Origin of the sequence: Teredinibacter haidensis (genome assembly GCF_014211975.1) — a bacterium.
GTDB lineage: Bacteria > Pseudomonadota > Gammaproteobacteria > Pseudomonadales > Cellvibrionaceae > Teredinibacter > Teredinibacter haidensis.
Genome location: NZ_CP060084.1, coordinates 3,149,170 through 3,174,678, shown reverse-complemented (window position 1 = coordinate 3,174,678; position 25,509 = coordinate 3,149,170). Strand labels below are relative to the sequence as shown.

Here is a 25,509-nt window from a genome sequence, read left to right as displayed (position 1 = left end):
TCGCCTTGGCTCAGGCACGCGAATTCTGCCATGAATATATAAGAAAACAACCATATGATTAAAAAATTTTGTGACGAAAGCTTTAAATTTCCAGTAATTGGGATTATTCACTCCTGTTACAAAGAAAAATTTGGCATTCCGCGACAACCTGGGCTGGTTCCAAGTGCTTCTGGAGCTATAGAAATAGTAGCGCCCTATAATAACCCTGCTGCATTTGATGGCTTAGATCAGTGCAGCCATATATGGGTACAGTTTGTTTTTCACCAAAGTTTGCAGCACGAATGGCGGCCCAAAGTTCGGCCTCCGCGTTTGGGGGGCAATAAAACACTCGGAGTATTTGCCACGCGTTCGCCCGTGCGACCTTCGCCGATTGGGCTCTCTGTGGTTAAGTTGGACTCCATCAATTTGGGGAATGGTGTGCAGTTAAATATTAGTGGTGGTGATTTCTTAGATGCGACACCGGTGTTGGATATAAAACCCTACGTTCCTTATGTGGATATTGTAGGTGAGGCTACTAATTGCATTGCCGACGCTGCACCGGCAATGCTGCCGGTACGTTTTACCGAAGAGGTTATACAGCTTATCGTCAAAACAGAAAACCCCCAGCTATTACAACAACTTATTAAAGAAGTATTACAGCAGGACCCTCGTCCGAGATACCAGAAAACGGATAGCACACGTACCTATGGCATGAAACTCAACTGTTACGATGTTCGTTGGCGCTACCTGGAATATGAGCATGGCGACGAGATAGAAGTCGTCGCATTGGCTTCGGCGATATAAGTCTTTCTTCCTTGTTCTACACTGTAAAATGTCACTGCTTAAATGTTCAGCAAAGGTTGCGGTAAATCAACTTTGCCGCTAGGTAGATAGCCTAATGTGATTTTATCAGCGGTGCCTTTTTCCTCTTAGCGTTCGTCATAGAAAAAAGCTTTCGCACCGTTTTAATACCTTCGCAAAACGCGGGTATTCACATGTTCAAATTATATCGCGGACTGTAGTGTTGTCCCCCTCAAAAAAGGGTAATAACAATGAAACTGCGCACCTCCGACATGACCGTTCCTCCGGACCTTACGCTCAGTGATGGTACTGGCCCCTCCGCCCACAAGCGCCCTGTGTATCAGGATTTTATGCCGCCCTGTAACCAGGCCTGCCCTGCTGGTGAAAATATTCAGGGTTGGCTTTCTCTTGTTCACGATGGTCGCTATGAAGATGCATGGCAGCTGATTATGGAAAACAACCCCATGCCGGCGGTGCATGGGCGCGTGTGCTACCACCCCTGTGAATCGGGCTGTAATCGCGAGCAGGTTGATGGCTCTGTAAGCATTCACCAAGTGGAACGTTTTCTGGGTGATATGGCGATAGAACAGGGGTGGATGCCCAAATACACTAGCCGCAAAACCGGCAAACGAGTATTGGTGGTGGGCGCCGGGCCCAGTGGTTTAAGTGCGGCTTACCATCTGGCGCGATTGGGCCATACCGTCGAAATTCGGGAGGCAGGCACAATTTCGGGAGGCATGATGCACTTTGGTATTCCCGCCTATCGCCTACCGCGAAAATCGCTTATTGCTGAAGTGGCACGCATTGAAAAAATGGGTGTAAAAATTACCCTTAACCACAAAGTAGAGAATTTACAGAGAGCAAAAGAGGAGGGCGCTTTCGATGCGGTCTTCGTAGCCGTCGGTGCGCATATTTCCAAAAAGGTCAACATACCTGCGCGCGAAGCCGGACGCATTCTGGATGCGGTTTCGTATCTCCATGACGTAAGCGAAGGCAACAAGCCGTTATTGGGACGCCGCGTGGCGATCTACGGAGGGGGCAACACAGCCATGGACGCTGCACGCACTGCGAAACGATTGGGCGCCGAAGAAGCGCTGATTATTTACCGTCGCGATATGGCCCATATGCCTGCACATAAATTCGAAGCGGAAGAGGCAATGGAAGAGGGCGTGAAGATAAACTGGTTGCGCACCATTCACGAAATCGACGAGGATCAGATTAAAGTCGAAAAAATGGCGCTGGATGAAAATGGTCGGCCCCACCCCACCGGTGAGTTTGAAACCCTTTCTGCTGATGCGCTCATTCTCGCTCTTGGTCAGAATATCGATTCCCAACTAATGGAGAATATTCCGGGCATAGGGTTTTCCGATGACGGAACAGTGCAGGTGGATGAAAATTTAATGACGGGTCACCCTGGGATCTTTGCCGGTGGTGATATGGTTCCCAGCGAGCGCACCGTTACCATTGCCACTGGCCACGGGAAAAAAGCGGCGCGTAATATTCACGCGTTTATCAGCGGGCAGGGCCATGCCAGGAAAAAAGAAACAAAAGTTGTCTCCCTTGATTATTTAAATATCTGGTATTACGCCAACGCCAGTCAATCACAGCAACCGATTGTGCCACCGGAAAAGCGCAATAAGAGCTTTGACGAAGTTATGGGTAGTTTAAGTGAAGCCAATGTGCAATACGAAACCAGTCGCTGTTATTCCTGCGGAAATTGTTTCGAGTGCGACGGCTGTTATGGCGCCTGCCCGGAGCACGCCATTATAAAACTCGGCCCGGGACGCTTTTATCAAATCGATTACTCCCTTTGTACCGGCTGTGGTGCCTGCACTTCGCAGTGTCCAACCGCCGCCATTCACATGACTGAAAAAGTGTGAGGAGCCAGCCGTGACAAATTTCAAACCCAAGCAAGTAACCCTCGATGGCTGCGAAGCAACGGCCTATGTGGCTTATCGTACCAACGAAGTGTGTTCCATCTATCCTATTACACCATCCTCCCCGATGGCTGAATTTGCCGACCAGTGGTCGAGCATGAAGCTAAAAAATATTTGGGGGCAAACACCGCTTATAGCGGAACTGCAAAGCGAAGGTGGTGCGGCGGGAACGGTACACGGTGCGCTGCAAACGGGCGCTCTGACCACAACGTTTACCGCTTCCCAGGGCTTGATGTTAATGATCCCCAATATGTACAAAATAGCCGGAGAACTCACACCAACCGTTTTTCATGTGGCCGCACGTTCACTGGCCGCTCAGGGCTTATCCATATTTGGTGATCATCAGGATGTAATGGCCGTCAGGCAAACAGGTTTTGCCCAGTTGGTTTCCGCCTCGGTGCAGGAATGTCACGATATGGCCTTGATTGCGCAGGCATGCACATTAACAAGCCGCGTGCCGATCGTACATTTTTTTGACGGCTTCCGTACTTCCCATGAGGTCAGTAAAATAAATTTGTTACCGGATGCCCATATTCGAGCGATGATCGATGATAAACATGTATATGCTCATCGTGCCCGCGCGCTAAATCCCGATAAGCCCACTCTGCGGGGCACCGCTCAGAATCCGGATACCTACTTTCAAAGCCGGGAAACCGTTAATACCTATTACAGTAAAAGCATTGATATTTTTGAGAGCAGCTTCAAAAAGTTCGCCGAGCTTACTGGTCGCCATTATCAGTTGTTTGAATACTATGGTGATCCCGATGCTACACGAATCATCATTCTAATGGGCTCTGCAACCGAGACCGCAAAATCCACCGTAGAGTATTTAAATACACTCGGCGAAAAAGTTGGCCTGATCCGTGTGCGCGTATATCGCCCCTTCAGTCCCGAACACTTTTTGCGAGTGTTGCCACAATCCGTGGAACGCTTGGCGGTTATGGATAGGACCAAGGAGCCGGGGGCAAACGGTGAGCCTCTGTATAAAGATGTTGTCACTGAGCTGGCTCAGGCCTTCAGTAGGGGCGAGCGGGCGAGCTTGCCACTGATTGTTGGTGGCCGTTATGGCTTGTCCAGCAAAGAGTTAACACCAGCTATGGTCGCCCGCGTATTCGAAGAACTACAGGTGGATAAACCAAAAAATGGTTTTACTCTGGGTATAACCGACGATCGCTCTTATACGAGTCTCGACAACATAAAACCCCTAGATATTGAAGGTAAGGATACCGTTCGCGCGTTGTTTTACGGTTTGGGCGCCGATGGCACCGTAGGGGCCAATAAAAATAGCATTAAAATTATTGGCGACGAAGATCGTTTTTCTGCGCAGGGATATTTTGTTTACGATTCTAAAAAAGCTGGGAGTATGACCACTTCACATCTGCGTTTTGGTCCAGACCATATCGAATCACCCTATCTAATTACCTCAGCTTCGTTTGTCGCCTGTCATCAATATAATTTTATTGACTATGTGGAGATATTGTCGCGCGCCAAATGCGGAGCCACATTTTTACTGAACAGCCCCCATGGAAAAGATAATATATGGAATAAGCTACCGCGCGGTGTTCAGCAGGAAATGATTGAAAAGGACATCGCGTTTTACGTTATCGATGGTGCGAAAGTGGCGCGTTCGGTGGGTATGGGTAGCCGTATTAATACCGTAATGCAAACCTGCTTTTTCGCCCTGAGTGGCATAATGCCAAAGGACGAGGCCATCGAAAAAATTAAACAGGCAGCAGAGAAAAGCTACGCTTCCAAAGGGCAGGAAATGGTCAAACGCAACTTTGCGGCTATTGACCAGGCGCTGGCCCACCTGGAGAAAGTGGAGTACCCCAAAGAGATTACTAGCCACTATAACCCGGATTATATGGACGCTTTTGAAAAGGCTCCCGAGTTTGTTAAAACCGTTACTAGTCAGATTATTCATGGCAAAGGTGACTTAATTCCGGTTGCACAGTTGCCGGACGATGGAACCTATCCAACGGGCACAACGCAGTGGGAAAAGCGTAATATCGCCGCCGACATTCCCATCTGGGAATCGGATCTGTGTATTCAGTGTGGCAACTGTTCCATTGTTTGTCCCCACGCGGCCATCCGTGCAAAATTTTATCGCGAACCAGAACTAAGCAAAGCGCCAGACGCGTTTAAATCGGCCCATGTCACTGCGCGAGGTTTCCCGGATTTACGTTACACCCTGCAGGTCTACCCTGAAGACTGTACCGGCTGCGGTCTTTGCGTTCGCGCCTGCCCGGTTAGCGATACGAAAGATGAAAGCCATCATGCGATTAATCTGCAATTAAAAGCGGAGTGGCTGGAAGACGAAAAAGAGAACCTCAATTTTTTCGAATCGCTACCTTATAACGACCGCGCTATGGTGGATTTTTCCAATGTTCGCGGCGTGCAGTATTTACAGCCACTGTTTGAATTTAGTGGTGCCTGCTCCGGTTGTGGCGAGACTCCGTACTTAAAACTGATTAGCCAGCTGTTTGGAGACCGCGCACTCGTTGCCAACGCGACTGGCTGTTCTTCCATATACGGTGGGAATTTACCGACAACGCCCTGGGCACAAAACCCTGAAGGTAAAGGTCCCGCCTGGTGTAACTCGCTGTTTGAAGACAATGCAGAATTTGGTTTTGGTTATCGTCTAACGGCCGATCAGCATTTGCAATTGGCGAAGACCCGGTTATTGGAATTGCGCGATCAGCTGGATGATGAGTTGGTTGATGCCGCGCTTGAGGCCAAGCAATCCATGGAAAGTGATATTCGCAAACAGCGCAATCGCGTCGCAAATCTGCGTGCGCAGCTGGAAGCGTTGGAAGACCCGCGGGCGGAAGATCTTCTATCTGTAATCGACCACCTTGTTCGTCGTAGTGTTTGGATCGTAGGCGGGGATGGTTGGGCCTATGATATTGGTTACGGCGGGGTAGATCATGTCCTGGCCAGCGGACGCGATGTAAATATCTTAGTGATGGATACCGAAGTGTACTCCAACACCGGTGGGCAGGCCTCTAAAGCGACACCTATTGGTGCTGTCGCTAAGTTTGCTGCGGGTGGTAAAGTCGTGCCGCAAAAAGACTTAAGTTTACAGGCTGTTGCCTACGGGAATGTATATGTGGCGAGAATTGCGTTGGGCGCTAACCCCCAGCAGGCTCTGCAAGCATTTCGCGAGGCGGAAGCCTATAAAGGTCCGTCCCTTATTCTGGCGTACAGCCATTGCATCGAGCACGGTATAAGTATGGATGATGGTTTGCAGCAGCAGAAATTGGCGGTTAAATCCGGCTATTGGCCGCTGTATCGCTATAATCCGAGTTTGCATTCGGCGGGTCGCAATCCGTTTATACTGGATTCATTGCGCCCTTCAATTGACATACAGGAGTACGCATATCGGGAAAACCGCTATAAAATCCTGCGCAACAAAAATCCAAAAGAAGCGGAACGCTTAATTAATCTAGCGCAGAAAGTGGTGAACCAGAAGTGGTCAGTCTATGAAGAAATGGCCACGCGAGATGTTCATGCCTTTATACCCGATACTAGGTCGGATGCACGGATTTAGAATACCTGTGTGTGGACGCATTTTTGCGAATGCATAGCGATATCGCCTTATAGGTGGTTCGGCGGAGGAAATAGACCCACTTTATTTCCCTGCGCCGAGCCCACACGGTTCGCGGCCAATGTTAAAAATGGCATTGGTCTAAAAATAACAATAAAAAGAGGCGGTACGCTTCATGCACTTCCTTACTTCCAAAGGTAGCCAGTTCACATCTGATAATCAGAACGTTCTCTTACGCGGCGCGGGCCTGGGGAATTGGACTAATCTCGAACATTTTTTACTGGGCCTGCCCGGTACCGACAGTCAGATTCGACGTGCAATACACGAGGCCTACGGAGAGCGCAGATCAAAGGTTTTTTGGAAAAAATATTACGCTGTTTATGTGGCCGAAGCAGATATTGCCTTCGCCAAAGAACAAGGTTTTAATCATTTACGCTTGCCCGTCAATTATCGCCTTTTTCGGGACAACGCCTTCGAAAAATCAACAGCTATTCGCGAGCTGGATAGAGTGCTGGCACTGTGCAAGAAATATAACATTTGGGGGATTATCGATCTGCACGCAGTTCCCGGTGGGCAGAATCCAGATTGGCATAGCGACAACCAAAGTGGAAGAGACAACTTCTGGCAAGATAAAAAGGCGCAAGCCGAAATGGTGCAGCTCTGGAAAAATATAGCGCAGTACTATCGGGATGAGCCCGCTGTGGGCGGTTATGACCTAATTAACGAGCCCTGCTATTTTGGCGAGGCATCTGAACAGGCAATGCTGCGCTTCTTCACCCGGTGTACGGAAGAAATTCGCAAAGTAGATAGTCATCACCTACTAATCTATACGGGCAATACCTACGGTAGAGACTTTTCCATGTTCGAGCGAAATCTGGACGAAAACTCCGCCTACACATTTCACCTTTATCCCTTTCTTCAAATCGCCAGCGAACTGGAGAGCGAAAACCTACAACAACAAGTTACGGAATGCTTATATCGTGATGTGACCTTTGAAAAATTAAAACAGCTAGAAAAGCCGCTCTGGTGCGGCGAAACAGGCCACCCCTTACACCTGAACGACAAGCCCCAGGCCCTAAAACTATTTATAGCACTACTGGAAGAGCAGGACGTAGGTTGGTCGCTTTGGCCACTAAAAGACTGCGGCGCAATGGCGCTGACGCATACCTCTATAGACGGTAAGTGGAACGCACTTTGCGAAAAAATAAGTAACAATTGGAAATTCTGGAAACTGTTTTCGGAAGATAGCAAGATCGCGTCAGAAGCCTATGCGGACAACTATGGCTACTATCAATGGCTTGCGGAAGAAACGAGTAAAGGGTGGAACGTGTTTCGTGAAAACCTCAAGTTAGTTGAGTTTGAGGAACTGATGGAATGCCTAGATGATTTTAAGTTAGAGAGCTGCGTAAAGCGCCGCCTTGTTTGAAGGGTGGTGTGGCAGACTTGCTCGTTGCGGAGGAAAAAACTTGTATATATGCGCCTATACTGATTTTGTATTTCGGGTGGTTCCATCAAGTGGTATTGCCTAAAAAAATATTAAAAAGGCGTGCCCCACCAGCTAAAACTGAAGGGGGTACTTTAAGGATTGGGAATATGGAAAAACGTATAAAAATGTTTTCTGCAATGGAGGTAAGTGTAAAATAAGGCTCCTAGAGAAATCGCGAAGGAAACATTGTCGTAATGCGGCTTCCCCTTCACTGCGGCCTCTGTAGTTTTGGTATGAGAAGTGATAATACGTAATTCTAATATTTAGTCATGAAGATAATTCTATATACAGTTCTAGCTCTATTCGCTTTTGCGGGTAACTCAGTGTTCTGCAGGTTGGCATTGGGTGAAGATGCTATTGACGCGGCAAGCTTTACGGCAATCAGATTGTTGTCAGGCATCGTCGTTTTAGCTGTTGCATTAAAAATGACCCGGCCTAGGGGAGCTGTTCCTTCGAAAGGAAGTTGGAAAGCTTCATTTCTGTTATTTCTTTATGCGATCACATTTTCCTTTGCGTATATATCCTTAGAGACAGGTACCGGTGCTTTGATTCTGTTTTCTTCTGTCAAAGTCACCATGATTTTGGTTGGGATGCTCATGGGGTATAGGCTTTATAAGGCTGAGTGGCTAGGTGTAATTATTGCTTTTTTTGGTTTTATCTATTTAATGGCTCCTGGATTGGAGGCTCCGTCGTTGGTTGGATTTTTTCTTATGTCTATTTCTGGAGTTTCGTGGGGGCTTTATACCTTAGCCGGTAAGGGGTCGAGCAATCCATTGAGTGATACCACCTATAATTTTTTACGCACCTTACCGCTCGTTATTATTTTAATTGCTAGCACAATTAAATACTCAGCATTGTCTAAAGATGGGGTTTTGTTGGCAATGCTATCTGGCGGCATTGCGTCTGGTATTGGTTACGCTATCTGGTATAAAGCGCTTGGGGGGCTTTCATCTGTACAGGCGGCAGTTGTACAATTACTTGTTCCAGTGATTGCAGGTTTAGGAGGAGTGCTGTTTTCTAATGAAACTTTATCGGTGCGCTTATCTATATCTTCAGTAATCATACTCGGTGGCATATTAACGATGACTCTCGGCAAGTATTATTATGGCCAGAATATATCCAGAAAAGAAAAATAACTGCAGATGTTTGAGCTTGTCGGTGCGGATCTTAAATGCTAAATCTCAGCGTTCAAATTTAAGAATGTACCCCTTGAAGGCCTGGTCGAGATAATCTGTATGACTTGGCTTTTGTTGAGAGGAGGTAAAACCGAATTCCATCATTCGAGAGCTTAGCTTGTTTTTTCTTCCGCGCCCAGGGTCAACAATAATAACTTCACAACTTGGTTTTGAATGCCATTCAATGAAACTAGACAGCGATTCAATATGACTGTCCTCATACAATAAATCGCTTCCTATTATTAGGTCAAAAAGGCCGAGATTATCACTTTTATTAGCCCAGTCTGCTTGTTCGAATGCAATTGACTTAGCGCCGTTGAGCAATGCATTTCTTTGTAAAAACTTTTGCGCCTCTGGGTGGTAGTCGGTTGCAGTAATATCCGCAGATTGTTTGTTTAGGAGTAAACTGGAAAGAGCCATGCCGCATCCGACTTCGAGTATTCGTTTTGAGTCGGTTTCGTAGTCAAAGATAAAGTGAGCAAGAACCAAGCTAGATGGCCAAACTACCCCAAAAATCGGCCAGGAAGCGGAGGATATCCCGAGCTTTTCGGCAACACCTTCAGGGTCGTGGAATTCTTGTTTATTGCGTAAAGTACAAAGGTGGATATCTGTTTTTCCAAACTCAACGGTTTGGTAGCTTAAGCGTAGATCTGTCATTAGGCTGCCTCAATATTTGAGCGCTAAGCCAGCTATCGGGGATAAATGACAAAACGAGGATGTTCCTCTAGGGTATAGCACTTAACTAAAAAGGCAATGTCTTCATCAAAACAAACAATGATGTAATCAGCTTCACCTCCGCACGAAGTGTTTCGTTCGATCGTTGATGAGGCCGAAATGGTGGTGGTGCGCGAGTTCTAAGTTTATGTGTACGGCGTATCGCGAGAGAAAATGGCTACCCCTTACGCATGGTGATAAGCCGTACCGCTTGGTCTACTATCAAGGCGTTCCATCGCTCAGCGCTACAAGGCGTAGCGTCAATATCTATTCCGAAGCTTTACCATGCCAATATCTCTTAAATGCGGCTCAGTAAATCTTTCTTTTTCGTATTAAAGTCTTCTTCATTGATGGCCCCAGCATCGCGCAATCCAGCCAGTTTTTCGATGGTCTTAATAATTTCGTCTGTTGATATATTGGTAGAGGAGGGCGTTGTGGTCTGCGCGGGAGGAGTGTGGGTTGGCGCGGGTGTGTTCACTGGTTGCTGTGTTAGGGGCTCGGCAAAGTTGTTTTTGGAGGGGGCTTGGAGAGAGCCTGAACCAGAAATAATGGGCAGCTGAGTCACCGATACTGTACCCAGTTGGCTGGAAAATGTTAGCGAAGTATCACTGCCCTGCTGTTGGCTGACGCCGCCAATATGGTGGTTGAGCGTATCGTAAACCGTTACCTGCCCATTGAGTTCTACCGCTAATCTGCCAGGGAACACAGCATAGCGTATATTGTTTTGCGCGCCACTACTGAAAGGGGTGCCGCAATCGGCTGGCCACCACTGGCTGCTACCGGGAGTGCCAGCCGGAATTACCGGGAAAAGCTGCATATTGGCCAGGGAGGATGACAGCTCAGAACAGAGATTGTCCACGGTCATTTTAAGACCATGGTTGAACATATCGCCAACCATGGTCATGCCGCCACGCATCCATTGACCTCCACCGCCCAATTCGGGGCAGTTAAACTGGGCCATAGTGCCGCCGCCGTTGTTGACCGCTACCAGCATGTGGATAATTGCCTCGCGGCTTAAGTTATATCGATTCGACAAATCGCTGACAATGTTTTCACCAGCCGAGGTTAGTTGTTGCATGGTTTTTCCTTTATGCGCACTTAGCGCGCCACCGAGTTAGCGTTGCGAGCTAATGCTACCGTGGTATTGCGTCGATTGAGTGTCATTCCGATAAATACAGAGAAAAACACTATAAGAGAGAGTGGCGCCAGCGACATGATCATATTGGCAGGCCATAGGTTCGGATAACAGCATTCTAACCTTACCCTGCAACGATGCAACTAGCGCGGATCTTCAACATACAAAATAACGTGAATTAGTCGCTAAGCGGAGGGCGGGAGGTCTAAATATGGTCGTAAGCGTTCGAAAGTACGTGCTCCGAAAAGTCCGATAGGGTCTGGCGCCGAAATATTCATTTGGGAGTGTTGATAACCCCAATTTGATGCAGAAGAAATAACGAGTCCCGTGTAGTTTTTAGAGGTTCCCCCATACTGGAACAGGTATAATGCTGCAATTTACGCCCTTTTACCGGATGTTAGCATGAATAATGATATAAATTACAAGAACAGCCCTCTGCATGGCGTTGGTTTAAAGACATTGTTGGTAGAGATGGTGGATCATTACGGTTTTGAAATCCTTTTTGCCTACCTATCTATCAATTGTTTTAAGACCAATCCAAGCATAGATTCGAGCGTTAAATTTCTTAAAAAAACGGATTGGGCGCGCGAAAAAGTTGAAGCTTTCTATTTGTATCAATTTAAAAATTTACCGAGGGCGTCTTCTGAGCAATTTGCATTATCGCCTCGAGATCGAATTGTTCCAGACGATCAAGAGCCAGGTGAACCCGCAGAGCTGAGTTTGGAGGATGCTGAACGCTTGCGTGAAAAACGCGATAAAAAGTCAGCTGCACGTGGTGATGGTAAAGGTTTCCGTTTCGGAAAAAGCTCTGATAATGAAGGAAACACGTATTCGAAAGATCGAAAGAATACACGTACGCCAAACGACGATGCCAAATCATCGAGTACTTCCAAAGCCCCTTCTGAGAGTAACGTTCAGCCCTGGGCAAATTGGGAAAATAGATCTAAGCGCTAACCTTGTGCGGCCTTTCTTTGAGGTTGTGATCCTCTTGCTATCCGCACGGCAGCCCTACTGGTTGTCGGGGAGTGGATGCTTATGTTCTTTGGTGTATTTCCTGTTTTATTGTTTTCTATTGAGGGCATTACCATGCGGGCAAACGAAGCGTGATCAATAAGCTCCGTTATCGCAGGCACTGTTTTGGTGAGCACCCTAAAATCAAATGACAAAGGCATGCATAAGCGCACGATTTTTTTAGCGCTGTAAAACCTATTAAACTACGAGGTATAAGTTGAACGAACTATTAGACACCTGTGTTTATTGTCCTTACTGTGGCGAGAAGATTAGCGTTGCCGTCGAAGTATTGGATGAAAGCCAGGAGTATGTCGAAGACTGCCAAGTCTGCTGTAGGCCAATCGTTTTTAATGTTGTTTTATCCGTCGATGGCTCCTCTTCAGTATCTGTACGTTCTGAAAATGAAACATACTAAAATATACGAGTATCAAGTTGTGGCTGTCCGAAACATGGCCGCCGCGATCCCGATTCGCTGCGGAGCGCGGCGTTACATACTTACTCTACACCCAATGGCGTATTAACCCATGAAGTTATTAATTCGTAATCTTTCTCGTAGCACCACAGAAGATGAGCTGAAATCCCTCTTTGAAGTCTATGGCGCGGTGCAGTCCTGCAATTTGGTTTTAGATAAAGTCACCGGTGACTCGAAGGGTTTTGCTTTTGTTGAAATGCCGAAGCCAGGGGAAGCCAAAACGGCTATGAAGAACTTGAATAATAAGGCTATTGCCAACAGTAAAATACGAGTTAAAAAGGCTGAAGACAAAAAAGAGTGATCGGCAAAGTACAAGGTTAATCTGAACGTCGTTAATGTGTTTAGTTTATATTGCCTGGTATTTTTCCGTTGGCGCGGGGCTCATTAGCAAAACGTTAGTTTTAATAAAATTGAAACATTAAATGTTGAGGCGCTTATGAATATTAGTCGTGTTGTAAAATCAACTTGCATGTTTTTGGCGTTGGCAATGTTGGTGCTGTCTGGTTGTGCCAGTCATAAAGTTCATACAAAGAGTAGCGTTGTGGACTATCTGTACCCCAAGTTATCCGATACCGAAATAATGCCGTCAATACCTCATCTAAAGCTTCCTTTGAGGGTTGGCGTGGCATTTGTTCCTGAGAGCAGTAGTAAGTCCCACGCTAGCAATTTCTGGACAGGCCAACGCTATGCCGGCTCGATCTCTGAGGCAAAAAAAAGCGATCTTCTTGAAGAGGTTGCGACATATTTCAGGGGGCTAGATTTTGTCGACAGTATCGACGTTATCCCAACAGCGTATTTAACACCTGGTGGCGGATTCGATAACCTGTCACAAATTCAGACTATGTATGGGATCGATGTTATTGCATTGGTTTCCTATGATCAGGTTCAGTTTACGGACGAAGGAATGTTATCGTTTAGCTACTGGACAATTGTTGGTGCCTATGTGGTGTCTGGCGAAAAAAATGATACGAACACCTTGATGGATACTGTGGTCTACGATATCGCAAGCAAAAAAATGCTTTTTCGGGCTCCCGGCACGAGCAAGGTAACGGGTAAGTCCACCCCTGTGAATTTAAGTGAGGAACTCAGGGCTGATAGTGTTACGGGGTTTGAGCAAGCAGCGAAGAGTATGGTAATTAATTTGCAAACCCAGCTATCGAAATTTAGAGAGTCAATTAAAAATAATCCAGCCAAAGCTAAAGTCAGTCATCGTGAAGGTTACACCGGTGGTGGTGGCGCGGTTGCTATCATGGATCTGTTAGTTTTGTTGTCGCTATCATTGCTATATTCGCGTAGAAAGTTGGGGCGAGCGGCTCATTAAGGCTATTGTTGGCTTATCTCGCCTAGATTTAGCATCGACTGTTTTGTATTGCGCTTGAATAATGTCAATTTAAGCAAACGTTAGATCTTGTTAAAACGGGAGTCTTCTCCCACGTTGAAGTGGCGTTTACGCAAGTCGTAGCTGAACGCCAGACACAAGTGCCGCTCGAGGGTTTCTATTACATCTAATTGCTGGTGTTGTGAATTTGCCGATCAGTTTTAACTCGCTATGTGTCATGACGCTTACGATGGCATGGCGCCTCGTTATTAATGGCCTGTGAGTGAAAAGGGGATACGTATGTCTTTTGGGGTAGTATAAATCGACTGGTATTTGTATCATTTGGCTGTTGTAATTTTGGCGTTTGTAAAAGGGTTTTTGCTTGACACGAATGTTGAATGTTGAGAGGCTTGCTTGTGAAGCGAAACGCTTGGAATTGGTACGCTTAGTCATAAAATGATCATCTCAGGGCCGACGTCTTTGGCCTGTTTACTGTTGTTCCCACTCTCTATTATTAATATGTTCCTTCATTCGGCCGGTTTCAGGCTGATGTTTTTATGTGTAATTCCAATTCAATTTCATTCACGATGTACTCCTTACAGGAGCTGTCTAATGTCTCGAAAAATAGTGTTATCTTTATCTCTGATTTTGATGGCGTTCAGCATTAACGCTTATGCGAAGATATCATGCGTCGTAAATGCGGGATCGTGGAATAACGGATATGTTGCAAATGTAACCATCTTCAATGATGGTGATTCGACTATCAATAGCTGGATTGTCACTTTAAGCTTTAATCAGGCGCCCAGTATCAGTAATTCATGGAATGCTGATTTAGTTACTACCGGCAATTCCATTAGTGCATCTAACGTTTCATGGAATACTACTCTGTATGTAGGGCAAAGCGCATCGTTTGGATTTTTGGGCTCCCATAATGGTAACTTTGAGACTCCAGTGTGTTACGCGGACCCGCAAGAAGGCGCTTTGGCCGATTATTTGAGAAGAGGCGTTTTGAACCATCTCGGTATTCGAAACACTTCTTCTAGCTCTTTTTCTTCCAGTTCAGCTGCTTCGTCCTCTGGTAGTTCCGCGCCATCGGATGATATTACCAATACCCAAGAAGCGGGTGTGGATGAAGCAGATATTATTGAATCAGACGGAACGCATTTCTTTGTGGTTCGGACCTCTTATGGCAGCAGCTCGAATAGCTCCACTTCCAGTTCTTCCTCTAACAGCTCAAGCGCCTCCAGTTTTAGCTCCTCATCCGCTGCCGCTGATTCAGCTGCCGGTAATCCGAATGTAGTGATCACGGCCTACGACGTAGACACCGCTAATGCGAGAGCGGACTTAGTCGGGACTTTAATGCTGCCCTCTGATAATGCCGTCCTGAATATTTCCGGTGCCTACTTGAGGACGAGCGATGTTGGCAAGCGCTTAGCGGTGATCGGTGAAACCGATGATAGCCATAGCGGTATTTGGACCTACAGCGATGGTAGTCATTATCCCTATTACCAAGTGTCGAATGCTGTCACGATCACAATTGCCGATGTAGATAACCCCGGTTCAATGACCGAAATTGAACGGCTGCGTTTCGACGGTGCGTTGGTGTCCAGTCGACGCATAGGTAATATGCTTTATGTGGCCATGCGCTATAGTCCGAATTTGACTCGGTTGGGGTTTGATACCCGTGGCAGCTCAAGTTCATCGGCCGCAGACGAAAATGAGAATCTCGTTAATGTCGCAGAGCTGGAAGATTTGTTACCACATATGTACGACGAAGATGGCAACAGTGAACCACTGCTGTCCGCTAGCGACTGTACTGTGCCGGAATGGCCTGAAAATGTAGACACCTACGCAGGCTCTCTGCTGGTACTTACGAAAATAAATTTGGATGATACAAACCAGATCAATTCTCGCTGTCTTCCTGCCTCCGCCACAGATATTTATGGCTCCCAAAACGCGATATACGCTTTTGATTATGGCTATCACAGTGGAATGAAAATCCATAAATTTTCGATAGATGACGACATGGATTACCGCGGTAGCATTCGTATATATGGCAGTATCCCCTGTAGTTCAGCGTCATATTGCTTCGGAGAAAAGGATGGCGTTTTACGTGTACTTTATTCCGATCCAAACTACAGTAGCAGTAGCAGTAGCAGTAGCAGTAGCAGTAGCAGTAGCAGTAGCAGCGGAGGCACCCCTTATCGATTCGCTCTAATAGCGGAGTCCAGCGAAAACCCCGAAAGTTTGGAGGTGATTGCAACGCTGCCTAATGAGGCGCGTCCAGACGCAATTGGTAAGCCGGGTGAGGACATTTACGCCATGCGAAGTTTTGGTGATCACGCTTACATCGTAACGTTCGCAAAAGTTGATCCGTTGTATGCGATAGATCTCAGCGATCCTTTGGATCCGTACATTGCCGGCGCAATAGAGGTTACCGGGTTTTCTGCCTACCTTCATCCCGTTGGTGAAAACTTGCTTATTGGCGTGGGTAAAGAGGCTGTCTACGATGAAGAACGGGATATGACTTGGTTTCAGGGTGTAAAAATAGAATTGTTTGATATCTCCGAGCCAACAATGCTAAGGAGTTTAGGTAGTGAAATTATCGGTAAGCGCGGTTCGCAAACGACGGTAAATTATGATGCTCGCGGGTTCGCGTTTAGAAACGACGAAAATGGCATTCGGTTCTCTCTGCCTGTGCAGGTATATGATCGTTTGCCTAGTGGCGGCGACCCCAGTATACCGACTCAATGGTATTCTTGGGATCATACCGGCTTATATGTTTATGAAATCGAAACCGACGGGCAGACAGATGCCAGCTTATCGCTCCTGGGCGTACTGAAAGCGGAGCAGTATCAAGAAGGGTCTACTTCTCGAAATCTTAGCATCTACAGCGATAGAGGCGTCTTGGATGATGATGCGGTTTTCTATTTGCATCAATTTGAAATGCATTCATCTTTAATCGATGATCTTGAGCAACCATAAGCCTATTTATTTTCATTAATCAAAAGGGCAACATCGTGTTGCCCTTTTTTTCGTCGAATTGGCCAGGTGTCAATCGATACAAAAAGTAGAATATGAGGGAAATATGAGCGCAATAAAATATCCGATCCAGGGTTCTTGTCAGTGCGGTGGCGTGACATATCAACTATTGGAGCCGCCATTAATGGTTGCCGCCTGTCATTGTCGTGAATGTCAAAAATTATCGACCAGCGCATTTAGCATTACGGCGATAGTGAAGGCGAGCGCTGTTGAATTTTCAGGCGATATGAGTGATTGGAGTCGCAGCTCCGAAAGCGGGAGTATCAATGCCGCCAAATTTTGTCCTACCTGTGGCAACAGGATGTACCACTTTGATCCACAAGCCCCTGAAAAGCTTAAACTAAAACCCAGCAATCTATCGGACACACGGGTAATCGACCCTAGCATGCATATCTGGGTTAGTGAAAAACAGGATTGGTATAAAATTCCCGAGGGAGTAACAGTATTTGATAAGCAGCCTTAGGCTGCACTTAAACACTAATTTATCCAGTACAGAATGGGTCAGATAGGGAAGCGGAAGAGCGCCTTAACGTGAGCGTTGCGACTGTTCCAGTCGCCATATTTTTACATTGCGAGTGTTAGAAGCCTACCCTTTACGAGCAGGCATCCTTTGAATCGGCATAGAGAAAAGCTTAATCCGAAGTGTTTCGTCGCTTGAAGGGGGCAGTGCCATCTCCTAGCGGGGTTGCAGGCCTGCTTTTTGTTTCGCTTCTGGCCCTGCCTTTTTTTGTTGCTTTTGTCTTTTTGGGGGCAGCTTTCTTCGTTGTTTTCCCGCCTGCCAATTTGCTCTTTTTCTTTTTAGTTCCTGCGGCCTTTCCAGAGCTTTTCAGTTTTTTAGGGCCGCTATAGTTCGCCTCCAGGCCTTTAACCTTGCGAGGGCTCAGGCGTATGTTTAAATAGCGCTCTATGCTAGACATAGAGTTCCACTCTCTGGCGCTGACTAGGGTAATTGCTAGCCCCTTTTTATCGGCTCGGCCTGTTCGGCCAATCCTATGCACGTGTTCATCGCCCGAGAAGGCAATGGTAAAATTAATCACCAGATCAACGTCGTTAATATCCAAACCGCGTGCAGCGACATCGGTGGCCACCAGCACCCGAATTTTTCCATCTCTAAATCGATTTAGTACCTGCTTTCTATCATTTTGTGCGACCTCTCCGTGCATATATTCAGACGTTAACTTCTTCGCCCGCAGGATATTGCTCACTTTCTGGCATTGCAGGCGAGTAGCGCAAAACACAATAACGCGCGACGCTTCTTCCTCTTCAATTAAGCGCACCAATAATTTTTCTTTGTGCTGGTCATCGTCGGCAAGTACGCGTTGTTGCGTAATATTGCTGTGACCATCCTTTGCGCTATCCACCTGGATACGCTCGGGGTTTTGTAAAAGCTCCGTAATGCCGCCTATGCCTTTATGTTTCAGCGTGGCTGAAAATAGCAGGTTTTGACGGTTTGGGTTACAGGTTTCAGCAATGGTGACCATCGATTCTTTAAAACCCATATCGAGCATGCGGTCAGACTCATCCAGCACTAATATTTCCAAATCGGAAAAATCAATATTGTTGTTTTTGATATGTTCTATCAGGCGTCCGGGAGTTGCCACGAGCACTTCTGGATTTCTGCGTAGTGTAGACACTTGGTGTCTATAGGATTCGCCGCCCATAATGACGCCGATCTTAATCTGCGTAAATGCCGCAAACTGCTCAAAGGTCTTTACCGTTTGTAAGGCCAGCTCACGAGTGGGAACCAATATCAACGCGCGAGTAGACGAGTGTGGTTGGGGGTCGTTTAAAAAGCGGTGCAGCATTGGAAGAATGAACGCGGCGCTTTTACCACTGCCCGTTCGCGCTGACACCATAATATCGTTGCCGGATAAAACAGCGGGAATCGTCTTTGCCTGCACATCGGTAGCGCGCGTAAAACCCAGCTTATCGATCGCCTTGTACAGCGAGGGGTGTAGCTCTAGTTCACTAAATTCGCTCATTGCACGCGACCATTTCCGTTAATCTCTACGAGTGCAACGTAGGCCGTAATAAAAGCGATTTCCTGAAAGGCCTTTAGCTCTGTGTCCGAAAAAGCAATGGGTAAGGGCTTGGCTTTCAGGAGTTCCTTAGAGCGTGAAGTAGAAATAAGGCTCACCTCGACATTCTCTATCAGTTGAATGGCCGCTTCCATTTTGAAGCCTTCTGCGCCACCTGCAAACTTACCTTTCTTCATCCGTTCTTTGATAACGATTTTGTCGATTCGGTAGTCTTCAGCCAGTTTCGCCATCGTAACCTGAAAAGCGCGCAAGCCCTCGCTGGTATCAGGGTCCTGTAAAACCAAGCTGCGCACGCGGCAATCGGCAATCTCGAACAGCCCATTGTTACTGCTAAGAAGGCAGATAACAGCCTCCTTACCCTTAATCTCTACTCCACAAACTCTCATATTCGAACCTATATACCTAAGGGCGTTGAGCAAAAAGCTCGATACGCCGCGAAACCTTGGTGAAATTCGGCGAATGATACAGTATCCACCGTCGTTTGGCTTCGAAACGTTTAAGGTGGTGGGGCTCACGAGAGTATAGGCCTTCATCGGAAGAATGCAGAGTCTATCCAGACATATTAGGCCTGTGCTACACCATCGGAAGGCTGAGGAAGCGAACAGAAATCCACCGCTTATGGCGGGCGCCCATAGGCTTATTGTCCCCGCAGAAAGCACAGGGCTAGATAACGCAATATACGCCATATCGACCTTTTTCATTCACGCACATAAAGACACTGAATATTAGAAGACGCGGATATCTGCTATCATCATTCCCACTTGCAATGTCTAAGAGGAGGCGTTCGTATCCCCTTATCAATTATGCCTTCAGTGCCGAAAACAAGAGCGAGATACGATCGCGAAGCCAATCACTTTGATATTAATTTCACCTAAAACCCGTATGTTAAGCGCCGTTTCATTTCTATGGCTGTAGTAATCACAGTCACTGCATCTACACTCAAGCGACGATGAAAAAAATGGTTTATTATTTTTTCTTCCCTCGTTCTCGGCCGCTAGCGCCGATATGACGACTACAACACTTCTCTAGAAGCCGTTTTTCGGGTGTTCCTTTGTAAGCTGGCTTGAACCTAGCCTATCTACCTAACTCCGCAGCGAATGTGATTAAGCTTGAATATTGCATTTGGACAAATCAGTGTAAATAAATCGAGGAACATGTCCGTTAGGGGCATTTCAGGCGCTGCGAAGTGAATAGTTAAAGGAAGTCGAAATCTTTCGCTCCGGTGCGCAACTAAACAGCGCGGTGGGCGCAGAAAGCTATAATGGATATTTGGGTAAACTTAGTCAAAAGAATGGGATAGCGTCACAAGTTGTTGTCGCAAAAAATAGGCAATTCGGGCGTCAAGTAGGGTTGAAATGCTAGTCATTAATAAGGATGGTAAAGGGCTTGAAAGCCTTTAAATTGATAAATTAGTCGATGTGGAACATATAAATAAGAGCCGTAATGTGAACATTGACGGAGCCATTATTTTAGCTAGACGAAATTTAAATAAGGGGTGTCTACCTGATGCCCAAAACTACGCTGGTATACAGCCGTTGGTGCTTTAAGCCAGCTCCACTTCGGGTGCAGGTAATGCCTGTGCTAGCTGCGCACTATTAAGCAGTTATAGGAGAGCTCACATGAAAGATGAAAAGACAAAGTTAACGACTGCCAACGGTTGCCCGGTTGCGGACAATCAAAATGTTGCGACTGCAGGGCCGCGTGGACCGATGCTTTTACAGGATGTTTGGTTCCTGGAGAAGCTTGCTCACTTCGATCGTGAGGTGATTCCAGAGCGACGTATGCATGCGAAGGGTTCGGGTGCGTTCGGAACCTTTACCGTGACCCATGACATTTCTAAGTACACAAAGGCAAAGCTGTTTTCCGAGATAGGTAAGAAAACAGATGTTTTTGTGCGCTTTTCGACCGTTGCCGGTGAGCGTGGAGCCGCGGATGCCGAGCGTGATATTCGAGGCTTTGCGATCAAGTTCTATAGTGAGGAAGGCAACTGGGATCTGGTGGGTAACAACACACCTGTTTTCTTCTTGCGCGACCCGCTTAAGTTTCCCGATCTGAATCATGCGGTGAAGCGTGATCCCCGCACGAATATGCGCAGCGCGCAGAGCAATTGGGATTTTTGGACATTGTTGCCAGAGGCCTTGCATCAAATCACGGTTGTTATGAGTGAACGAGGCATTCCCCGCACCTACCGTCATATGCACGGGTTTGGTAGCCACACGTTCAGTTTCATTAATTCAGATAACGAGCGTTATTGGGTAAAGTTTCACTTTAAGAGTCAGCAGGGAATTGAAAACCTTAGCAATGAAGAGGCCGCCGCCGTTGTTGCCAAAGATAGAGAGAGCCATCAGCGTGACCTATACGAATCCATTGAGCAGGGGGACTTTCCTCGCTGGGATTTCAAGGTGCAGATTATGCCTGAGAAGGATGCGCAGAATTACCGCTTCCACCCCTTCGATCTGAGTAAAATATGGCCTCACGCCGACTATCCTCTTATGGATCTGGGTGTGCTTGAGCTCAACCGTAATCCGGAAAACTACCATGCAGATGTCGAGCAGGCAGCTTTCAATCCGGCCAGTATCGTCCCGGGCATTGGCTTTTCTCCCGACAAAATGCTCCAGGGCCGCCTGTTTTCCTATGGCGATGCCCAGCGCTATCGCCTTGGTGTTAATCACGCACAGATTCCGGTAAATGCGCCACGCTGTCCCGTGTCCAGCTTCCATCGGGATGGAATGATGCGTGTTGATGGCAACCATGGCGGCACTAAGGCGTATGAACCCAACAGTATGGGCTTGTGGCAGGAGAGCCCAGAGGTAAAAGAGCCACCATTAGGGCTGGAGGGGGCCGCGTATCAGTGGGATTACCGTGAAGATGATGACGATTACTACACCCAACCCGGGAATCTGTTCCGTCTTATGACCCCTGCTCAGCAGCAAGTTCTGTTTGAAAATACAGCGGCTGAGTTAGGTAGCGTGGATGAAATGGTAAGGAAGCGTCATATACGTAACTGTTTAAAGGCCGACCCTGCTTATGGCACGGGGGTTGCTGTGGCTCTGGGTATGGATCCCAATAATGTAGCCGAATAGTTACCCGTTCTGCGCGGTACAAGCAGGAAAAAAGACGCAGCTTCTATTCCGGTTTTATAAAGCGTAACTACCGAAGCTGTCTTTGCATCTTTTCTGCCGGTAATGTGAAGCGTTAAATATTCGAATACACAGAGAGCGCTCGTCGAGCCCTAGGGGTAAGACGAGTATTTCTAAAGCTCTACCTAACGATAGAAAATAATAAATAAAAAGCTTTTTGATGAGTCTGCGCAAATTTGGCCATAGAGGTGTAGCGGAGTTGAGCGCGCAATTACACCTAAGAGTGGTGGAGGGCCATTGGACGGTGAAAACAGCTGGTATATTTCGGCCTAGTGACGATATTGACGGGGGCGGAAAACTGCGAATATAGCGGGTGGTACATTGCAAGAAAAGAGATTAACAATCTATAAGGTCGAAACGTCTTCTGATATCCAGCTTGTCGAAAAATTGGCCCAGGAAATCTGGAGGGAATACTTTATTCCCATTATCGGGGCCGCGCAGGTGGACTATATGCTCGACAAATTCCAAAGTGTCGACGCTATTTCTGCACAAATAGCGTCCGGAGGAGACTACTATCTCGCACAACTGGAGGGTGAAGCCGTTGGCTACACGGGGTTAGTTCCAGACCGCGACAGGAAGAAACTGATGGTGAGCAAGATCTACATAAGACAGTCCGTTCGTGGTAAAGGTATAGGGCGTTCGTTTTTTGATTTTGCGGTAAGCAGTTGTAAAGCAGGACAATTAGACAGCGTTTGGCTAACCGTAAACCGATACAATACCCGCTCGGTTGCGTGGTACCAGAAATTGGGCTTTATTGTGGTAGACGAAAAGAAAAAAAATATCGGAGGGGGATTCTTTATGGATGATTACATTATGGAAAAAAGGCTATAGCCTAGCAAAATTAACTACATCGTTAACATGTGTATTTGTACAGTAAAAGAGGGTTGCAGTCTAACTGCAGTTAGACTGCAAAAGCTCGAAAAACGCTTATAGCGATCCTTTATAAGTCCGGAGCCTAGGATTTGTGGTGTTTTGGCGGTATGCTTCAATAATGTACGCGTTGAAAGGCGGCATTTTGCCGTATTTAATACGGCGTTTTACATTCTAATAATATTGTTACTTGTCTATTCAAAAAAGTTTGGTGTGTATTTAAGTTTCAGTAGGGTGTTCCTAAATTCGTCACCCTCCATCAAGTTTAGGTAACCAACCTTTACCTAGCAAAGGGAAATTGCGGCTTATTACTCCCGTTCGTTCCTTTCTGTTGGTTGCCATAATCACTTGTTGTTTTGGGTCAATTTTATGCCTTCTGTTTTGGCTATCCCACGGTTATAGTTGGGTCTAACCAAAGCTTCAGGCTTTTTAAACAAATAAAGCAATTGGCGTAGCAGTGTAGTTCAAAGCGAGTAGGTGTTTGGTACAAGTAACAAACCAAGCCAGAAGGACTTACTTTGCTGTCGCTTCGCTCCAAAACGCAAAGTAAGCCTCTGCTTGGGGCGTTATAGCGGTCTTTTGCATTTTACATTTTTAGGTGAGTTTCAAGTATCCCTTACCTTACTTCGTAGGGGCCTTGGTCAAGCAGTTGGATCGTAAATCGCGAGATTCGGCATCGCTAACGTAGTTTCTTTTTCGTTGGTGGTATTTAACTACGAGCCTTTACCAGTTTGGATGTTGTGCTGTTGCTCAGCTTTTGTCAGTGGTGGTAGTGTTTAAAGGAAAGTAGGGGCGGGCGGTCTGGCCGTTATTGTCGGCAATGGCTTTGTTAGAGAAATGGGGAAGGTTTGTAGGCATGAACGCGGCCTTGCTATAACAAAGTCATCAAACCTGACACTTTTTACTGCATTCCATGTTGTGCATGCCTACGGCATAATCGCACAACATTACATTACATAAAAAGTGCAGTTTATAACAACGTTAGTGCTCACCATATTTAAGATATGAAATACTTAATAATTACTTTGTTGCTATTTTTGGCTTCCTGCTCAAGCGAAAAAGAAATGAATATAGAAAATACCCCGAAGATCATTGAAGAGCTTTCAAGTTTAAAGCTAGAAGTAAAGTTTAAAGAGAAGTTACCTTTTTATCCTGGCGCACCGAATGAAGCCATTAGAGAAGCGGCTCAGGCTGTAATTGATAGCCTAATAGATGATTTAGTTCATACTCCGAGTTCAGAGCTGAATATTTCTCGAGTATTAAAACTATTTGAAGCTTCAGGAGTTCTTCTCCAGTATATGGACTCAGAAGAGTTAGAGCGTGGATTGGAGTACATGGAGGAGATTATGGATATCTACTCTATTGAAAGTTCTAATGGGCTTTTGAATGATCTAAGATATGGTTTTGATCCTGAAAACTAGCACTAACAAGGCCAGTCAATCTGACCTCCGTAAACTGTCTTCTTTTTTGCAAAAAGACGCAAAAAAGCAGCCAATTCACTCCGGCAGTTGCTGGCGACGTTATAAGCGCTCGTAGTTGGTTGTAAGGTTTTTACGTGTTTCAATTGAGCACTGAGTTTTCTGAGAGTGCTGTGGAATCAGTTTTAAGCTAAAAGGCCGCCTGTCGGCCGCCACAGTTTGAGGTTAAGAGTGTTCGTTCTCTGTGCAAGTTATACCAGCCAAACTAAATTGTTAAAGAACAACAATATAGTTTGGCTTAGTCAATCAGTTTGTTGTTGGCTGTTTGACTTCGTTTCAACCATCTTTGCGTTGGCTAAGTCAAAATATTGAAAAAGGGTCTTTGAGTAAGGTATTGTGGTCCTCACTAGAAAGTTCAGTGCGGTTCCGCTTATAACAAATTACTTAAACATCGTTCCGGCCAAAAGACGGCCTCCACTGGACGCAGCAAGCTGCGCCGTTTAGCAAAACGTTATATTTTGGAGCTGACTGATGATTGAGTTTTTACTGGGTTCATTTAGTAAGCTTGTCGGTTTCGATTACAAGAATAAACGGCAAAAGGATAGGTTGTTACTTTCGGAGTTTCTTGAGTTGTTGCCTTCTGACGGGCCATCTATCCGTATGCTTCGCGATACGGATATGGCCGATGCTATCCCACAAAGACTTTTCACTCCCTTTTATCAGCTCCGAGAGGACTGGTTTGAGGCTGATAAAGAGTTTCAGGTAAAGAAAATAGAGCGATTGAAAATTGCCTTTATCGAGCAAGTGAAGGAATTTCTATCTGAGTATTCAAAAAGATGTGCGGGTGATGGTTGTGGGAATCTTGATATTGGATTTAACGATCGAGAAGAACGACTAGATCTAATGGAGTATAAGGAAAACCTGAACAAGCTAGCCACAAAATGCTACGAGAAGTATGGTAAATTCGTTAGATATGCGAGAAAAGAAATATAACCAAGTTATCAACCTGATGCCGCATATTCCGCTTCTTTTTGGGGTGGCTACGCCACTTTACTCCAAAAATCCGCTCCATACGCGGCACAGGTTATAACGGCGTTATACCAAATGGAGTTTTGCGTGAGTATCGATGAAGGTAAAAGAAGCCAGTCCGGAGTTGTTTCATCCTTAGTGGAATTGGACGATGGAAAAGTGCGCCTGATATTCGATGATGTAAAAAACTTAAGTTCAGCCGATAAAGGGCCTTGGCAATACCACACTCTTTTTACTTTTAATGATTATGATAAAAGTAAGGTATTTGGGCATGACTTGTCAGAATCGGAACTGGCAGAGATAGGATTTAATCTATTAGTACGGTTGGGTGTGCTTCATGAGAAACCAATCAAATAGTAGGTCCGGGTATAACAAATTGCTCCATTTGACGCAGCG

General features: G+C 46.2%; 20 protein-coding genes. 16 read left to right on the top strand and 4 right to left on the bottom strand.

Features of this window, described 5'->3' with window-relative positions; genetic code table 11:
- The first annotated feature begins 54 nt into the window (after positions 1 to 54).
- From tsaA to H5715_RS12595, 5 genes are all read left to right on the top strand, one after another.
- Positions 55 to 783 carry a tRNA (N6-threonylcarbamoyladenosine(37)-N6)-methyltransferase TrmO gene (gene tsaA / locus H5715_RS12615; protein WP_075185393.1) on the top strand — a complete coding sequence of 243 codons (729 nt, stop codon included), beginning with the start codon at positions 55 to 57 and terminating at the stop codon, positions 781 to 783.
- 248 nt (positions 784 to 1,031) lie between these two features.
- Positions 1,032 to 2,660 carry an NAD(P)-binding protein gene (locus H5715_RS12610; protein ID WP_075185392.1) on the top strand — a complete coding sequence of 543 codons (1,629 nt, stop codon included), beginning with the start codon at positions 1,032 to 1,034 and terminating at the stop codon, positions 2,658 to 2,660.
- Between the two features lie 10 nt (positions 2,661 to 2,670).
- Positions 2,671 to 6,267 (top strand): pyruvate:ferredoxin (flavodoxin) oxidoreductase, encoded by a 3,597-nt coding sequence (gene nifJ / locus H5715_RS12605; protein ID WP_075185391.1) that lies wholly within the window; start codon positions 2,671 to 2,673, stop codon positions 6,265 to 6,267.
- A 172-nt stretch (positions 6,268 to 6,439) separates the two neighbouring features.
- Positions 6,440 to 7,690, top strand: coding sequence for a glycoside hydrolase family 5 protein (locus tag H5715_RS12600; RefSeq protein WP_075185390.1), 1,251 nt, complete (start codon positions 6,440 to 6,442; stop codon positions 7,688 to 7,690).
- Between the two features lie 401 nt (positions 7,691 to 8,091).
- On the top strand, positions 8,092 to 8,886 hold the full coding sequence (locus tag H5715_RS12595) for a DMT family transporter (RefSeq protein WP_484600446.1): 795 nt from the start codon (positions 8,092 to 8,094) through the stop codon (positions 8,884 to 8,886).
- Positions 8,887 to 8,931: 45 nt separating this feature from the next.
- Here the strand turns inward: H5715_RS12595 and H5715_RS12590 are convergent, their stop codons facing one another.
- Together H5715_RS12590 and H5715_RS12585 are read right to left on the bottom strand one after the other, a co-directional pair.
- Positions 8,932 to 9,582 (bottom strand): class I SAM-dependent methyltransferase, encoded by a 651-nt coding sequence (locus H5715_RS12590; protein WP_075185387.1) that lies wholly within the window; start codon positions 9,580 to 9,582, stop codon positions 8,932 to 8,934.
- A gap of 355 nt (positions 9,583 to 9,937) precedes the next feature.
- Positions 9,938 to 10,717, bottom strand: coding sequence for an SHOCT domain-containing protein (locus H5715_RS12585; RefSeq protein WP_075185386.1), 780 nt, complete (start codon positions 10,715 to 10,717; stop codon positions 9,938 to 9,940).
- 459 nt (positions 10,718 to 11,176) lie between these two features.
- Between H5715_RS12585 and H5715_RS12580 the strand changes: the two genes are divergently transcribed.
- The 6 genes from H5715_RS12580 (at position 11,177) to H5715_RS12555 (ending at position 17,080) form a co-directional block, all read left to right on the top strand.
- Complete coding sequence (locus tag H5715_RS12580; protein ID WP_075185385.1) at positions 11,177 to 11,728, top strand: VF530 family protein; 552 nt, start codon at positions 11,177 to 11,179, stop codon at positions 11,726 to 11,728.
- Between the two features lie 274 nt (positions 11,729 to 12,002).
- Complete coding sequence (locus H5715_RS12575) at positions 12,003 to 12,200, top strand: CPXCG motif-containing cysteine-rich protein (protein ID WP_075185384.1); 198 nt, start codon at positions 12,003 to 12,005, stop codon at positions 12,198 to 12,200.
- Between the two features lie 109 nt (positions 12,201 to 12,309).
- A complete protein-coding gene (locus H5715_RS12570; protein WP_075185383.1) occupies positions 12,310 to 12,558 on the top strand; it encodes an RNA recognition motif domain-containing protein in 249 nt (82 codons plus the stop codon).
- Positions 12,559 to 12,693: 135 nt separating this feature from the next.
- The gene (gene rhlP / locus H5715_RS12565; protein WP_075185382.1) at positions 12,694 to 13,578 is read left to right on the top strand and encodes a rhombotarget lipoprotein; all 885 of its coding nucleotides are present in this window, start codon (positions 12,694 to 12,696) and stop codon (positions 13,576 to 13,578) included.
- 609 nt (positions 13,579 to 14,187) lie between these two features.
- Positions 14,188 to 16,560 (top strand): beta-propeller domain-containing protein, encoded by a 2,373-nt coding sequence (locus tag H5715_RS12560; protein ID WP_075185381.1) that lies wholly within the window; start codon positions 14,188 to 14,190, stop codon positions 16,558 to 16,560.
- 103 nt (positions 16,561 to 16,663) lie between these two features.
- A complete protein-coding gene (locus tag H5715_RS12555; protein WP_075185380.1) occupies positions 16,664 to 17,080 on the top strand; it encodes a GFA family protein in 417 nt (138 codons plus the stop codon).
- Positions 17,081 to 17,249: 169 nt separating this feature from the next.
- On the opposite strand, the gene H5715_RS12550 is transcribed toward H5715_RS12555, so the two are convergent.
- Together H5715_RS12550 and H5715_RS12545 are read right to left on the bottom strand one after the other, a co-directional pair.
- On the bottom strand, positions 17,250 to 18,599 hold the full coding sequence (locus tag H5715_RS12550) for a DEAD/DEAH box helicase (protein WP_075185379.1): 1,350 nt from the start codon (positions 18,597 to 18,599) through the stop codon (positions 17,250 to 17,252).
- Positions 18,596 to 19,042, bottom strand: coding sequence for a DUF3010 family protein (locus H5715_RS12545; protein WP_075185378.1), 447 nt, complete (start codon positions 19,040 to 19,042; stop codon positions 18,596 to 18,598). Before H5715_RS12545 ends, H5715_RS12550 begins: the two co-directional genes overlap by 4 nt.
- A gap of 1,233 nt (positions 19,043 to 20,275) precedes the next feature.
- On the opposite strand from H5715_RS12545, the gene H5715_RS12540 reads away from it, so the two are divergent.
- The 5 genes from H5715_RS12540 to H5715_RS12520 all read left to right on the top strand — a co-directional run bounded on the left by H5715_RS12540 (position 20,276) and on the right by H5715_RS12520 (position 25,470).
- Positions 20,276 to 21,739: a catalase gene (locus tag H5715_RS12540; protein ID WP_075185377.1), complete on the top strand. Its 1,464-nt coding sequence runs from the start codon at positions 20,276 to 20,278 to the stop codon at positions 21,737 to 21,739.
- A gap of 378 nt (positions 21,740 to 22,117) precedes the next feature.
- A complete protein-coding gene (locus H5715_RS12535) occupies positions 22,118 to 22,627 on the top strand; it encodes a GNAT family N-acetyltransferase (protein WP_075185376.1) in 510 nt (169 codons plus the stop codon).
- A 1,043-nt stretch (positions 22,628 to 23,670) separates the two neighbouring features.
- Positions 23,671 to 24,087 (top strand): DUF4844 domain-containing protein, encoded by a 417-nt coding sequence (locus tag H5715_RS12530; RefSeq protein WP_075185375.1) that lies wholly within the window; start codon positions 23,671 to 23,673, stop codon positions 24,085 to 24,087.
- A 528-nt stretch (positions 24,088 to 24,615) separates the two neighbouring features.
- On the top strand, positions 24,616 to 25,077 hold the full coding sequence (locus tag H5715_RS12525) for a hypothetical protein (protein WP_075188415.1): 462 nt from the start codon (positions 24,616 to 24,618) through the stop codon (positions 25,075 to 25,077).
- Positions 25,078 to 25,200: 123 nt separating this feature from the next.
- Positions 25,201 to 25,470 (top strand): hypothetical protein, encoded by a 270-nt coding sequence (locus H5715_RS12520; RefSeq protein WP_139309962.1) that lies wholly within the window; start codon positions 25,201 to 25,203, stop codon positions 25,468 to 25,470.
- Positions 25,471 to 25,509: the final 39 nt, after the last annotated feature.

Bases quoted from the DNA above. Each gene is read 5' to 3' on its own strand.
- H5715_RS12600 (WP_075185390.1), top strand. From the start codon at position 6,440: ATGCACTTCCTTACTTCCAAAGGTAGCCAGTTCACATCTGATAATCAG.
- H5715_RS12550 (WP_075185379.1), bottom strand. From the start codon at position 18,599: ATGAGCGAATTTAGTGAACTAGAGCTACACCCCTCGCTGTACAAGGCG.
- H5715_RS12610 (WP_075185392.1), top strand. From the start codon at position 1,032: ATGAAACTGCGCACCTCCGACATGACCGTTCCTCCGGACCTTACGCTC.
- H5715_RS12585 (WP_075185386.1), bottom strand. From the start codon at position 10,717: ATGCAACAACTAACCTCGGCTGGTGAAAACATTGTCAGCGATTTGTCG.
- H5715_RS12590 (WP_075185387.1), bottom strand. From the start codon at position 9,582: ATGACAGATCTACGCTTAAGCTACCAAACCGTTGAGTTTGGAAAAACA.
- rhlP (WP_075185382.1), top strand. From the start codon at position 12,694: ATGAATATTAGTCGTGTTGTAAAATCAACTTGCATGTTTTTGGCGTTG.
- H5715_RS12560 (WP_075185381.1), top strand. From the start codon at position 14,188: ATGTCTCGAAAAATAGTGTTATCTTTATCTCTGATTTTGATGGCGTTC.
- H5715_RS12525 (WP_075188415.1), top strand. From the start codon at position 24,616: ATGATTGAGTTTTTACTGGGTTCATTTAGTAAGCTTGTCGGTTTCGAT.
- H5715_RS12545 (WP_075185378.1), bottom strand. From the start codon at position 19,042: ATGAGAGTTTGTGGAGTAGAGATTAAGGGTAAGGAGGCTGTTATCTGC.
- tsaA (WP_075185393.1), top strand. From the start codon at position 55: ATGATTAAAAAATTTTGTGACGAAAGCTTTAAATTTCCAGTAATTGGG.
- H5715_RS12570 (WP_075185383.1), top strand. From the start codon at position 12,310: ATGAAGTTATTAATTCGTAATCTTTCTCGTAGCACCACAGAAGATGAG.
- H5715_RS12540 (WP_075185377.1), top strand. From the start codon at position 20,276: ATGAAAGATGAAAAGACAAAGTTAACGACTGCCAACGGTTGCCCGGTT.
- H5715_RS12530 (WP_075185375.1), top strand. From the start codon at position 23,671: ATGAAATACTTAATAATTACTTTGTTGCTATTTTTGGCTTCCTGCTCA.
- H5715_RS12580 (WP_075185385.1), top strand. From the start codon at position 11,177: ATGAATAATGATATAAATTACAAGAACAGCCCTCTGCATGGCGTTGGT.
- H5715_RS12555 (WP_075185380.1), top strand. From the start codon at position 16,664: ATGAGCGCAATAAAATATCCGATCCAGGGTTCTTGTCAGTGCGGTGGC.